Below are 11,969 nucleotides of genomic sequence, written 5' to 3' on the forward strand. Positions count from 1 at the left end.
CTCTTTCTCGGCTTCGGCGAAGTTCGCCGGCCCGTGAACCGCTGGAGACGTAGAGCAGGACGGCGGCCCGGTCCCGGTCGTGTGTCATCGCGGCGAAGAGCTCGTCCCACAGCGTGTCGGGGATGGCCCGCGGATCGGTGCTGCGAACCCGCTGGCGGAGCCGGGCCCGTCGGAACGGCGGCGCGGGCGTGTCGGGATCGCGGTGGGCCAGGGCACGGCGCTGAGCGGCCGATTCCGGCACCGGATTCACCAGGGGACCGCGGTTGTGGTGACGGTGGAAGGCGTAAAAGCTGCTGACGACCGTGAGGTTGTGATTGATCGTCGATGACGCGTAACCGGCCCTCAGGTAGGGCTTGCCGGTCCTGGTGTTCACCGAACCCGGCGGCGGAGCATCCGGTCTCGTACGCCGACGTTGTGGATTCTCCGCCATCCGCAGCCGCCCACCAATGCGGATGCCTCGGCCTGGGTGGCACGGTCCCACGGAACGTCGAGGAACCACAGGAGCCGGTGCCAGCGCAGCAGGTCGTACGCGTAACTGCGACCGGTGAGCGGGCGGTTGTCGTCAAGTGCGAGTTCTCTCAGGTACGGGACGACAGGCTCAACGACTTCACCTGATGCGTCGTGAACGGCGTACCCGGGGTACTTGGTCTCCAGCTCGACAACGGAGCCGACACGGGGGACCGTCGCTCGCCCCTCGACCACGTCGCGGTGGCGGTCGTGCATACGTCTCCTTGGGGCTCGGAATTGCCCCGGCCAACGAGCCAGAGAAGGTGCAGTTAACACACCAGGCCCGCCGGCCGGGGAGGTAGGGCTGCGCGAGCCCCTTGCACACCACCCCTTCGATGCCGGCCGTGCCCCAGGCGGGGTCCAGCCAGTCCCGTGCCGTGGCGCGGTCGGTCGTGTTCGGGCACAGCGTGAAGGGGGCGGCGAGCACACCGCGGGCGAAGAGGTCCTCCAGCACGGCTCGTCGCTCGCGATACGGCCGGGCCAACCACTCCCTGCCCGCCGCCTCCAGGACGTCGAAGACGATCAGGTAGGCCGGATGGCGGGCGGCAGCGTGCACGGCACCGGCGCCCCGGCGGCTCGCGCGGCTCTGGAGTCTGGGAAAGTCCAGCCGGCCCTGGTGGGGCACAACCAGCTCACCGTCCAGGACGAGCGTCTCCCCCAGGCCCGCGGCCGCCACGGCGATGTCCGGGAAGGCACCGGTCAGGTCCGAGCCCCTGCGGGACTGGATCAGCGCGTGTCCAGGACGGGTGAAGAGGAGAGCGCGAAACCCGTCCGCCTTCGGTTATGCGCTGTTGAGCTGTCCACGGACTATCGTCCAGCGTCATGTCGATCACCGGTTGGCGAGGGCATTTCACCCGTCGAGACCTGGCGTGGCCACGCGAAAAGACCCCGTTCATGCGGGAGTTCAGCGCCCTGTTCGCCGACCTCGGTGAGGGGTTGGATGATCTGTGGGTGCCCGAGGGGCAGCCGTTCCTGATCAGTCCGGCGGGCGTGTACGACGTGGCGCTGAACCGGTATTTCTCGGTGTGGCTGGCGTCTTCGCCGTGGAACACCCAGGCCGCCCATGCCCGGGATCTGCGCACGTACTTCGACTTCCTGTGGTTCGCACGAGGCAGGCGGGACTGGCGTAATGCGTCCATGGACGACCGGGGCGGCGTACGAGTGGTGGCGTCGTCGTGATGAGCGTGGATCTCGTTTGGAAGACACGAGTTGGGACCGGGAGGTGTCCACGGTCAACCAGTTCTACCTGTGGGCGATCGAGCAGGACCTCGTCAGGGCAAATCCGATCCGTCAGCGCGCGGCTTCGGTGTGGTCGCCGTGGCGGGGCGGGGCTGGCGGCACGATGGTGCGGCAAGTGCCAGCCGAGACGTCGCACATGGGGCCACGGCGAGAGGTGAAGTGGCTGCCACCGAAGTCGTATCGGCTTTGGCGCAATGTCGGGCTATGCGGCTTCGACTCGGAGGAGATGCCAAGGCGCGGGTTCCGCGGGAGGTGGGCGGCGCGGAACGCGGCGTACGCGGATTCGATGGTCCGTACGGGGCTGCGGTTGTGCGAGCACTCGGCGCTGACGGTGTTCGATCTACCGGAGCTGCCGCCTGCGGCGTCAGGGATCGTCAACGCGCCAGCGGTGCTGCCGCACGCGATTTCCAAGGGGAGGGCGGTGTACTGGCCGGTGCCGGTGCTGCGAGTTGTGCGCGACTACATGGAGTGGGACCGGGCCGAGATGCTCGACTACGGGCGCTCGCGCGGCTTCTACATCCCGACGCGCCGGTCGCTGCTGGTGGAGGACCCGGCCGCGCCCCGGGTGCGGATGGGTGGCCGGTGGGTGCCGGTGGCCCGCCTGGATGCGGAAGAGCGGCGCCGGCTGCTGGTGGCGACGGCCGATGGCAGGTGGGAGCCGGCGATGGTGTGGCTGAACCAGTGGGGCCTGCCGATGACGATGTCCGGGTGGAAGCAGGTCTTCGCCGACGCCAACGCACGGTGCCGTGCCCAGGGCGTAGACGTGGGGGCGACGCCGCACATGCTGCGGCACTTTGTCTCCGCTTACGAGTAGCCGCACGATAGGGCTTGGGATGTGCTGGCCTAGCGGTTCGGCTCAGGGTGTATCAGCAGGCCGTCGCGCGGACGAGGTCGAGTTCCATGCTTGGCCTGCTGCGAGTCGGACGCTTGGCGCTGCGGTCGGAGACCAGGGCGCCGATCGCGGCGATTACCTCGGGCAGGTCGGCGCGCTCGCCGGTCCAGCGTTGCAGCGACCGCCACTGCTTGACCTCTGCGTTGGCGTGCTCGACCATGATCCGCCGTTGGGATTGGCGGCGGCGCGCATAGTCGTAGAAGTTGCGCTCGGACGGCCCGGCGTCCGCTGCCGGCTTCTTCGGCGGGGCGCTGACCTGGCCGGGGAAGTCACGGGCCAGACCGGCATAGCCGGAATCGACTTCGGCTCTCACGTTCGGGTGCAGCCGCAACTGCTCCTCGACGCCCTCGGTGCGTACTGCGGTGGCATCGTGCATCCGGCCTGGGCGGATCGCCCCGAGCCACAGCTCCCGACCCTGCTCGTCGCTGATCATCGTGGCCTTCTCGGTGTTCTGCCTCTTCTTGCCCGACACGAACGCCTTACGGCCTGGCCGCCCCGCCTTCGGGCGGCGTACCTGCACCTCGGTACCGTCGATCCGCAGCGTGATCCCCTCCGCCTGGGCATAGGCGAACACGTCCGCGAGGGTCCTGAGCCTGATCCCGGGCCGGTCCGGCACCGCGAAACCGCGAGCGGCCAGCAACGGGCGCACCTCGCCAACCGCCCGGTCGATCGTGGAAGGCGAGACTCCGAACAGCGCCGCGAGCACCCTGTGCGACAGCGCCCAGCGCAACGCCACCAAGGTCACCAGCACCCGGTCCACGAAGACCAACTGATGATCCGGCCCAGCCCCGGCCGCCCGCAATCGGCCATGGCCACGCCGTTTGGCCAGCTCAGAGTCTCGGGCTGCGATCCACGGCCCGGCCATCTCGGCGATCAGCGCACCCAGGTGTTCCTTCGAGACCCCGCACAACGCAGCATCAGAGCAGGCCGCGCGGGCCCAACTTGACTTCACACTCCAGATAATCCCGTGCGGCTGTTCGCCTTCTGGCACCAGGGCGGCTGCCGGAGCTTGACCGCCGATACATCGATCATTCAGGACCGGGCCGGTGCGCCAATTCGTGGTCGAGGATGCTGAAGACTTCAGAGTCACGCCAGCCGTTCCGGAGCAGCGCGGTGTGCCGGTGCCGGCCCTCGTGGGTCATGCCGAGCTTGCCCAGTACTCGGGCCGACGCGACGTTGCGAGGATCGCAGGTCGCATAGATCCGGTGCAGTCCCATCAGCCCGAATCCTCTGCTGAGGAGTTCCCCGCCGATGGCCGTACCCACGCCTCGTCCCCACACCCGAGGATGCACGAGATAGGAGATCTCGCCCTGGCGGTGGGCCAGGCTACGAACCTTCAGCTCGCCAATACCGACGAGTTCACCGTCGAGGCAGGCCGCATACACGAATCTTGACCGTGGGGACTGCAACCGGGCATCCACGGCGCCTTGGACGAAGTCCCGCGTCTGTTCCTCGGTGTTCGGCCCCCACGCCTGGTAGCGGCAAGCCTCCGGCAGGCTGGCGAAGGCGTGTACATCGTGGCAGTCACCGACAACGAGATCGCGCACAGTCACCGAGGTATTGATCACAGGCGGATCCTGCCAGGCCAGCAACGCCAAATGCCAGCACTCAAGTCGCATGCTCCTGGACGATCAAGATCGCGTCACTATCGTGCGGCTACTCGTTAGTTTCCGTGTAGTGATTGGCTCCAACTGGGTTGGTGGCCTGGGCGTTTGGGCTTTGCGCTGAGCCGTGTGGTGTTTCTACTGTCAGCGCCCATGATCTTGAGTTTCTTCTCGTCCCGGGGCTGGGAGTCCTGGAACGTCGAGCATCGGCCACTGATCCCCGAGGGGATGCCTGTGCTCGTCGATGACGACCTGTGCTTCGAGGACGGTCCGGCAGCGCCGCGTTCGGCGGCGGTGGTGAACCGGTGGTTGCGTGAGCTCCCGGCCAGCGGGGCGCCGGCGCCGAGCTCGTGGGAGAGCTACGCGCGGGTGGTCAAGGAATGGATGGAGTTCCTGGCCGAGCACGGGGTGGGTCTGTTCGACTCGCGGGTACGGCTGAAGGCCGCGTTGAGCCGGTACGCCGAGCACCGGGCGGCGGGTCCGTTGAAGGCCCGGTTCGCGGCGACGACGTGGGGCCAGCACATGAGCATCCTGTCGCTGTTCTACCGGTGGTCGATCAACGAGGGGTACGCGACGGCCGAGCCGTTCACCTACCGCGCCGCGCGGGCCCTGTTCGCCGGGACCGGGCGGGAGGTGCGGGTGAATCTGGCGGTCCGCCGCACACCGAAGCCACACGTGACGATCAAGTACCTGGAGCCGGACTTCACTGAGCTGTTCCGCAAGGGGCTGCGCGGGCTGGCCCCGGACGGCTCGCAGGACACCGGTTTCCACGGGCGGGAGCTGTCCCGCAACGGGGCTGTCGGGGATCACGCGCTGGCTACCGGGATGCGGTTGCAGGAATTCACCTATCTGCTTCCCTGGGAGATCCCAGCGCTGTCGCCGGAGCCGATCGCAGTTCCTATTCCGTTCCCGGTGCCGGCCGGGATCACCAAGGGCAAGAAGTTCCGCACGACGTGGACCTCTTACGAGGCACTGGCCGGGCTGCACGACTACATCGAGCTGGACCGGGCCGCTACGACGGACGGCTCATCCTGGCGGCCTCCACGGCGCTGGGGCGAGCCGCTGATGGTGACCGAGCCGGATGCCCGGGGAGGGCTGATCAACGGGGTCCGGCGACCCTGGGAGTCACTGGCTCCGGCCGAGCGGCGCCGGCTGGTCGCTCCGGGGGGCGGTTCGTGTCTGCTGGCGGTGAAGAACGGCGGCGGCCCATTCACCGCCTGGGGCACGGTCTTCGAGCGCACATCAGACCGGGTCCGGGCCCGCTTCGAGCCCCGCTTCCCGCACGTCTGGCCCCACCGATGTCGCCACACCTTCTCCATGAGGACCCTCGAATACCTGGTCACCGGGCACTACCGGCAGGCCGCGAAGCTCGTCCGGGACACCGATGCCGACGCCGCCCTGGTCTTCTACCTGAGCAAGGCGGACCCACTGCTGGTGCTTCGTGATCTTCTGGGCCATTCCACCGTCCTGACCACGGAAAAGTACCTCCGCCGCCTGGATACGACCCGTATCTACCGGGAGGCATACGAGGGCGCCGGAGTCGCTGCCGGGCTGACGGATCATCCGGCCGCCGAGCGGGAGGCCGCAGCCGAGTTCGACGACGAGATCGAGGACGGTGACCTCTGATGCCGACGATGCTGATCGAGGAACCACTCGGCCTCACCTGCGTGTTCAGCGACGGAAGTCGCGCGGAGTACAGCCTGGACGGACTGCCCAACCCGCGTCTGGCCCGGGACCTGGCCCTCGGTCTCGTGGACCTGATCCATCCGCACGGCACCGCGGACTCGGAGGGCACCGTCAACTTCTACGTCCAGTCCCTGCGAAGCATGGTCCGCGTCCTGGCCGCTCAGGGCTTCACCGGTGGTGCCGCTCAGTTGCGGCGAGGGCAGCTGGCCGAATTCTGGATGTCCAGTCCATCAAGGCTGGAGGCCATGACCCGCAGTCTGCTGGAGGGCTATGCCCAGAGCGGCGGCACGCTCGGTGAAGAGGTGCTGGAACTCGCTGCCGGACGGCACTTCAACATCCAGCCCAACCGCCAGGCGCTGCCGCCCTATGGGGAGGAGGAATGGCAGCGGCTGACCGAGGTCTGTCGGACCTTGGTCGACGATTCGTACGCCGCCCACCGCCGGGCCCTCGCGGATGCCGCCGACGGACGGCATCCCCTCGAAGGCGGCTGGGAACCGGGCAGTCTGCGCTGGCTGCTGGCCCGGGTCGGGCCTGTCAGCATCGGCGAGTTCGGCCAGCATCTGGAGGTCTCGGCGGCGGTGGTCCGCAATCGCGGCGGCTTTCACGACGCGACTCGGGCTGTCTTCCCGCACCTGGACGTGCTGATCGCCTACCGGCTGCTGTTCGGCATCTACTCCGGCATCGTCCCGGACGGCATTGCCGACTTGGTGGTCGAGGACATCGACTGGGCCGGTGACTCGACGGTCCTCCTCTCCTACATCAAGCGCCGCACCGCGGCGGAGAGCCTGAACCTGCCCCGCCGGGCGGTCCGTTTGCTGGAACAGTGGCTCGCGCACTCCGCTCTGCTGCGGACCTTTGTGACCCCCGGGGAACGCCGCAAACTCTGGGTGGGGGTGAGCCAGGCCGGCAAGTCCCGCCGTGTCCGCCAGGTCGACCGTGTTGCCGTCCAGCGGTGGGCGCTTCGCCATGCGGTTCTGGGGAACGACGGACAACCCCTCAAGATTCACCGCTCGCGGATCCGGACCACCCACGAAGCCATGCGGGACAAAACCTCCTGGACAGGCAGCGGGCGGGCCACGATCGATCCGAACCACACCCCGCACGTTGAGGGCGATCACTACCTCACCGCCACAACTCCAGCCCAGCAGCATGCTGTCGAGACGGTCATTGAGGACGCCCAGCACGACATGCTCCGGCGGGCTCACCCACCGACCGTGATCACCGAAGAGGACGCGGCCGCTTTGGCGGACGGCTACCCGCAGCTGGTCGCAGAGCTGAACCTGAACGATGCCGTGATCGCCGAGCTGGTCGGCGGACAGCGCGATGTGTTCACCGCCGCCTGCGGGGACCAACTGTCCGGGCTGCACGGACCGAAGGGGAAGCCCTGTCCTGCCCGGCCCTGGGTCTGCCTGCTCTGCCCACTGGCCGTCTACGCTCCCCGGCACGTGGGCAACCTGCTGCGGCTCAAGGCGTTCTTCTCCCGGCAGTGGCAGCAGATGCCCGCCGCCCACTTCATGGCCGTCTTCGGCCCTTACACAACCCGCGTCCAGCAGGTCCTGGACCGCTTCGATCCTGCCGTCCTGGCTGCGGCGGCCCACCAGGTCGAGGACCTGGACGACGAACTTCCCCTGCGGCCTGAGGAGATGACCGCGTGAGAACCGCCCTCGCCACTGCTGCCGCCTTCGACGGCCGGTCCGCGGTCTTCGCCGGCGCCGATGTCTGCCGCGAAGCCGGACTCCCCCTCCCCGAGGGATCCCGCCGTCCGGTGTTCGAGGACGACGTCTGGAACTTCACCGATGTCGTCGGCCTGCCTGTCCAACTCGCCCTCAGCACACGCCGTTTCGACTTCACCGGGATCACTGATGAGCGGTGGCGGCTGGTGGGCAAGGAACTCGTCCTGGCCATGCTCGCCCCGCGGCACCCTGCGGTCGCTCCGCTGCCCCGGGCCCATCGCACCGCCCTGCACCTGAGCAGTTGCGCGGGCCGTCTGGACGAGATCATCCGGTTCTGCCGCTGGCTGTCCGAGCACGGGGTGACGAGCCTCGGGCAGGTCGACACGCGCATCTGTGACGCCTACATGGCTCACCGGCGTTATGTCCTCGACGAGCACGGAGCGGTCGTCGGCGAACAGAGTCCGGCAGTCCGTCGTGCGGCCGCACAGGTCGTCGTCGACCTGGTCAACTACCGCGAGTTGTTCACCGCCGACCGGGTCTCGGCAGATCTGCGGCCCTGGGGCGGGGCCACCGCCTCCGCCATCGCCGAAATGCCCAGCGGCCGGCCAGAGAACAAGACCCAGCCCGTCGACGACCCGGTCCTGCAACCGATGCTCGCCGCCGCCCTGTTCCTGGTGTCCGCCCTGGGACCGCACGCTGTTGAACTCGCCCGCCAGATCCGGGAGGCCGACAAGTTGTCCGCCCGAAAAGCGCGAGGACTCCGATCGCTCCACGTCGCCCCGGTGGCCGAGTTCACCGGGCTGCTGAGCGAGTACACGGATACGTGCACACCTTTGCCGATGCTCGCCGACCACCACGTCGCCGACCGGCTTGCCAACGGCTGGTCCGCCGACGACCCCCTCCTGACCGTGGCCACGGGAGTTTTGGCCCGTCAGGCCGGGATCACCCAGTTCGAGGCCCGCTGGATGAACCGCCTGCGCGACCCGCTGGAAGACGCGGTCGCGTCGGTCGGGGTGAAGGAGGTCTTTGCCCGGAACTCTGTCGAGATCGCTACGGCGGACACCTTGTCGGTGTTGCCCTGGACACTGCCTCTGCACCGTCCCCAGGCCGTCGCTCTGGTCGGCATCGTCCGCACCGCCACGATGATCGTGCTGGCCACAGCCTCGGGCATGCGATCGAGCGAGCTGATGGAGCTTCGCATCGGCTGCCGACTTCCGATCGAGGAACCCGTCCGGGGGCTCACCCGATACCGGCTCGCCAGCAAGGTCATCAAGGGACAGCCGCTGGGGGGCACCGACGACGAGTGGGTCGTCATCGAGCCCGTCTATCGCGCCGTCGAACTCGCCGAAGACCTGCATGACGACCGGAAGGAGGGCACCCTGCTCTTCGGGCGGTTCGCCTTCTCCGTCCGTTACAAGTGGTTCCGCAACTGGATCAACTCTCCGGCAGGGCAGCGTCTTGGACTCGCCCCCATCCCAGACGGACAGGTCAATCTGAGGCGACTGCGTCGCACACTGGCGCTGGAAATGGCCTACCGGCCAGGCGGCGTGCTGGCCGCCAAGATTCACCTAAAGCACATTGCCGTGGCCACGACAGAAGGGTATGCCTCCCGCCCCGGCGGGGCCCAGGCCGAGCTGCTGGCCGAGGTCAACAAGCACGAGAGCGACCGCAATCTCCAGCTGGTACTGGAAGAGTTCCAAAATTACCAGCAGGGCATTCTCCCGGCCGGCCCCGGTGCCCGGAGCCTCACCGAGTTCTTCGCCAGCATCGACGAGAAGCTCGACGCAACGGCAGCAACAGCACCCAAAACACAGCGCAGTGACCGTGACGTGCTGAACCTCCTGACCAAGCGTGCCAAGGTCCTTCACCTCGGGCCCGCTAACTACTGCTGGTTCACCGACCCATCCCGGGCCCTCTGCCTCAAGCTGGCCGGCACTCCGACGGCCGACCGTCCGCTGGTCGGGATGTGTGACTCCGCCCGTTGCCCGCAGGCCACCCATCACCCCTGCCACCGTCCCGTCTGGGCCGAGCACGCCGAACGCACCGGAACCTTTCTTGGACAGCTCGGCACCACACGAAAGACCGAACGCACCCGCCTGCAGGCCGACTACGACCGGGCCCTCCGCGTCGTCACGGAGATCGACGCCGCCTGCACCACCATGAACGAGGACTCCGCATGAGAATCTCCGCAGCCCAGCGGACCGAGAACGAGAACCGCATCCGGGCCGCCATGGACCGGCTCCTTCGAGGCGAGATCCCGCCCGGCGGAAAGTGCGACATCAAGATTCTCGCCATCGAGGCCGCGGTCGACCGCACCGCGTTCTACGGCACCCGCCCCTACGCTCACCTCCGCGTCGAGTTCGAACACCGCCTCCAGGCCCTGCAGCAGGCCGGAGAGATCCCCGACCCCCGCGAAGCCCAAATCGTCCGGCTCAAGACAGAGATCACCAAGTTCAAGGACCGGTTGTGCCAGTCCGAACAGACAATCGGCGAGCTCACTGACTTCCGCACCCAGGCTCTGGCTCGACTTGCCGCACAACACGAAGAGATCGTCAGACTCCGCGACGCCGTCGCCGGGGCAAGCAGGGTGAGCCGTCTGCCCACACCGCGAACCACCGTCATCGGGACATGCAGTTGAAGCGGCAGGACTCCTGAACCGTTCGTTCTGACACCCGGTTTGCTCAGCGGTGGTTGCCGAGACTCCGGTCGACAGGATGTACTGGAACGAAGAGGGACGTTGAGCAATCTGGCCGTGGTTGTCTTGTTCAACGCCTTGGGCATCAGGGGCGTCTCCGGCACATCAGCCGTTCGAGGATCCGCCTGTGTCCCCCCATCCCCATCTTCAGGGCTCCACTGGCTCGTTGCCTCCTCCGGAGGCCCAAACGGTGACCAATGGACCTGTCTCGACCTGCAAGAAAGGTTCTCGGATCATGCGGCGGTACGTTCTCACTGGCACGCCGGGCGCGGGCAAGACATCAATCCTGCGGTGCCTGGACGAGCTTGGCTACGGCGTTGTCGAGGAGGCGGCAACGGCGGTCATCGCACAAGCGCAGGCTCTGGGCGAGGACCAGCCATGGACACGGGCGTCCTTCATCGACGAGATCGTCGCTCTGCAGCGACAGCGGCAGTTGGAGGCCACCGGCTCTGTTCAGGTGTTCGACCGGTCACCGGTCTGCGCCCACGCCCTCGCCACCTACTTGGGGCGGCCGGTGTCTCCGGCGCTGGCCGCGGAACTCGAACGGATCACCTCGGAAGGGGTCTACGAGCGGCAAGTGCTATTCGTCCGCAATCTAGGGTTCTGCGAGCCGACCGCGGCCCGGCGGATCAGTTTCCAGGAATCACTGGCTTTCGAAAAGATCCACGAAGAGAGCTACCGCGCGTTCGGCTACGAGCTCATCGACATCCCTGCCGGCGAACTGGCTCACCGCGTCGCCACGGTGAGCTCAATGATCGCGCATGCCCTGCCTCAGACACCCGCAGGGTGAGCCGCATCACAACGACTCTCTCGGAATGCAACACGCCCGGCGATATGCAGCGCGAACGTGTCCCAAACGACGCACCTGCTCAATCGCACACAGGCTCATCCGCACACGGCCTCTGCGGACACAAGGCATTCGTACGCGGTGATCACGCTGGAGTTGCTGTGGCGAGGCCACCTGCAGGCGCTGGGCGAGATGAACGAGCAGCAGCGGCTGACGTATCAGCGAGTGTTCGGTGATCCGCTGAACTGGGTGCGGATCAGGCTCGGTCACCGGTCGGCGACGACCACGGCGCTCTATCTGCACACCTTGCAGGAGCTGGAGATGCGTACCCGGCTTGAACTGGTGCCGGAGGGGGCCTGGGAGCCGGTGGGCTTCAGCGACGAGGGCTGGCTGGAGCGGTCGGAGGTCGTCGCGTGAGCGAGGAGGCACCCCGCGCGGGGCGCGGCTGTGCCGCGGCTGTTCCCGGCGGCTTCTACGAGCCGCCTCAGACCGTGGAGTTCGCCGAGGACGGCGGGGCGCCGGTGGTGCGGTTCACCGGTGAGGACGGCCGCGAGTGCGTGTTCCGGTTCGAGGAGTTGCCGCTGCCGGGATTGCACCGGGATTTCGCGCACGCGCTGGGGGTGCGGATCGGACCCGGCGGCGGGCGCCGCACGCAGCGGGCGGCGAGCAGCCAGTGGTAGACGGTCAAGCGGTTCCTGCTGCTCCTGGACCAGCTTGCGGAACCGCCGCGGCGGGTGGAGGGGCTGCGGGTGCGTCACCTGGAGCGGTACCTGATGTCGAGGCGGCAGACGTGTGAGGAGAAGTCCGCCCGCCGGAACCTGCAGGATCTGCTGCGGATCGTGCGTGTTCTGCCCGGTCAGGAACGGCTGGACGGGGCTGTGGTGGA

12 protein-coding genes and 1 pseudogene are annotated in these 11,969 nt (G+C 67.7%); 9 read left to right on the top strand and 4 right to left on the bottom strand.

What is annotated here, in order from left to right; translation table 11 throughout:
• Positions 1-369 precede the first annotated feature (369 nt).
• Both ACWCRJ_RS21100 and ACWCRJ_RS21105 read right to left on the bottom strand, forming a co-directional pair.
• Complete coding sequence (locus tag ACWCRJ_RS21100) at positions 370-723, bottom strand: hypothetical protein (protein WP_450940698.1); 354 nt, start codon at positions 721-723, stop codon at positions 370-372.
• Positions 608-1,273: pseudogene (locus ACWCRJ_RS21105) on the bottom strand (ATP-dependent DNA ligase); the annotation flags it as partial. The gene ACWCRJ_RS21100 and the pseudogene ACWCRJ_RS21105, both read right to left, overlap by 116 nt.
• 128 nt (positions 1,274-1,401) lie before the next feature.
• On the opposite strand from ACWCRJ_RS21105, the gene ACWCRJ_RS21110 reads away from it, so the two are divergent.
• Both ACWCRJ_RS21110 and ACWCRJ_RS21115 read left to right on the top strand, forming a co-directional pair.
• A complete protein-coding gene (locus tag ACWCRJ_RS21110; protein ID WP_450940699.1) occupies positions 1,402-1,686 on the top strand; it encodes a hypothetical protein in 285 nt (94 codons plus the stop codon).
• Between the two features lie 43 nt (positions 1,687-1,729).
• Positions 1,730-2,560: a hypothetical protein gene (locus ACWCRJ_RS21115; protein WP_450940700.1), complete on the top strand. Its 831-nt coding sequence runs from the start codon at positions 1,730-1,732 to the stop codon at positions 2,558-2,560.
• 52 nt (positions 2,561-2,612) lie between these two features.
• Here ACWCRJ_RS21115 and ACWCRJ_RS21120 read toward each other — a convergent pair whose 3' ends face one another.
• Both ACWCRJ_RS21120 and ACWCRJ_RS21125 read right to left on the bottom strand, forming a co-directional pair.
• Positions 2,613-3,728 (bottom strand): transposase family protein, encoded by a 1,116-nt coding sequence (locus tag ACWCRJ_RS21120; RefSeq protein ID WP_450940701.1) that lies wholly within the window; start codon positions 3,726-3,728, stop codon positions 2,613-2,615.
• Positions 3,667-4,257: a GNAT family N-acetyltransferase gene (locus ACWCRJ_RS21125; RefSeq protein WP_450940702.1), complete on the bottom strand. Its 591-nt coding sequence runs from the start codon at positions 4,255-4,257 to the stop codon at positions 3,667-3,669. Before ACWCRJ_RS21125 ends, ACWCRJ_RS21120 begins: the two co-directional genes overlap by 62 nt.
• Before the next feature lie 138 nt (positions 4,258-4,395).
• On the opposite strand from ACWCRJ_RS21125, the gene ACWCRJ_RS21130 reads away from it, so the two are divergent.
• From ACWCRJ_RS21130 to ACWCRJ_RS21160, 7 genes are all read left to right on the top strand, one after another.
• Positions 4,396-5,868 (top strand): site-specific integrase, encoded by a 1,473-nt coding sequence (locus tag ACWCRJ_RS21130; RefSeq protein ID WP_450940703.1) that lies wholly within the window; start codon positions 4,396-4,398, stop codon positions 5,866-5,868.
• Complete coding sequence (locus ACWCRJ_RS21135; RefSeq protein WP_450940704.1) at positions 5,868-7,583, top strand: hypothetical protein; 1,716 nt, start codon at positions 5,868-5,870, stop codon at positions 7,581-7,583. The genes ACWCRJ_RS21130 and ACWCRJ_RS21135 overlap by 1 nt, the downstream gene beginning before the upstream one ends.
• Positions 7,580-9,781, top strand: a complete 2,202-nt coding sequence (locus ACWCRJ_RS21140) for a site-specific integrase (RefSeq protein WP_450940705.1) — start codon at positions 7,580-7,582, stop codon at positions 9,779-9,781. Before ACWCRJ_RS21135 ends, ACWCRJ_RS21140 begins: the two co-directional genes overlap by 4 nt.
• Positions 9,778-10,239 carry a hypothetical protein gene (locus tag ACWCRJ_RS21145; RefSeq protein ID WP_450940706.1) on the top strand — a complete coding sequence of 154 codons (462 nt, stop codon included), beginning with the start codon at positions 9,778-9,780 and terminating at the stop codon, positions 10,237-10,239. The genes ACWCRJ_RS21140 and ACWCRJ_RS21145 overlap by 4 nt, the downstream gene beginning before the upstream one ends.
• Before the next feature lie 292 nt (positions 10,240-10,531).
• Positions 10,532-11,086 carry an ATP/GTP-binding protein gene (locus ACWCRJ_RS21150; RefSeq protein ID WP_450940707.1) on the top strand — a complete coding sequence of 185 codons (555 nt, stop codon included), beginning with the start codon at positions 10,532-10,534 and terminating at the stop codon, positions 11,084-11,086.
• 138 nt (positions 11,087-11,224) lie between these two features.
• Entirely contained in the window at positions 11,225-11,500 is a 276-nt protein-coding gene (locus ACWCRJ_RS21155) for a hypothetical protein (RefSeq protein WP_450940708.1), read from the top strand.
• Positions 11,497-11,763: a hypothetical protein gene (locus ACWCRJ_RS21160; protein WP_450940709.1), complete on the top strand. Its 267-nt coding sequence runs from the start codon at positions 11,497-11,499 to the stop codon at positions 11,761-11,763. The genes ACWCRJ_RS21155 and ACWCRJ_RS21160 overlap by 4 nt, the downstream gene beginning before the upstream one ends.
• Positions 11,764-11,969 lie beyond the last annotated feature (206 nt).

The organism is Streptomyces sp. NPDC002324, assembly GCF_053593335.1.

Excerpts from the sequence above, each read along its gene's own strand:
- ACWCRJ_RS21150 (WP_450940707.1), top strand. The coding sequence starts at position 10,532 with ATGCGGCGGTACGTTCTCACTGGCACGCCGGGCGCGGGCAAGACATCA.
- ACWCRJ_RS21130 (WP_450940703.1), top strand. The coding sequence starts at position 4,396 with ATGATCTTGAGTTTCTTCTCGTCCCGGGGCTGGGAGTCCTGGAACGTC.
- ACWCRJ_RS21125 (WP_450940702.1), bottom strand. The coding sequence starts at position 4,257 with ATGCGACTTGAGTGCTGGCATTTGGCGTTGCTGGCCTGGCAGGATCCG.
- ACWCRJ_RS21100 (WP_450940698.1), bottom strand. The coding sequence starts at position 723 with ATGCACGACCGCCACCGCGACGTGGTCGAGGGGCGAGCGACGGTCCCC.
- ACWCRJ_RS21145 (WP_450940706.1), top strand. The coding sequence starts at position 9,778 with ATGAGAATCTCCGCAGCCCAGCGGACCGAGAACGAGAACCGCATCCGG.
- ACWCRJ_RS21110 (WP_450940699.1), top strand. The coding sequence starts at position 1,402 with ATGCGGGAGTTCAGCGCCCTGTTCGCCGACCTCGGTGAGGGGTTGGAT.
- ACWCRJ_RS21135 (WP_450940704.1), top strand. The coding sequence starts at position 5,868 with ATGCCGACGATGCTGATCGAGGAACCACTCGGCCTCACCTGCGTGTTC.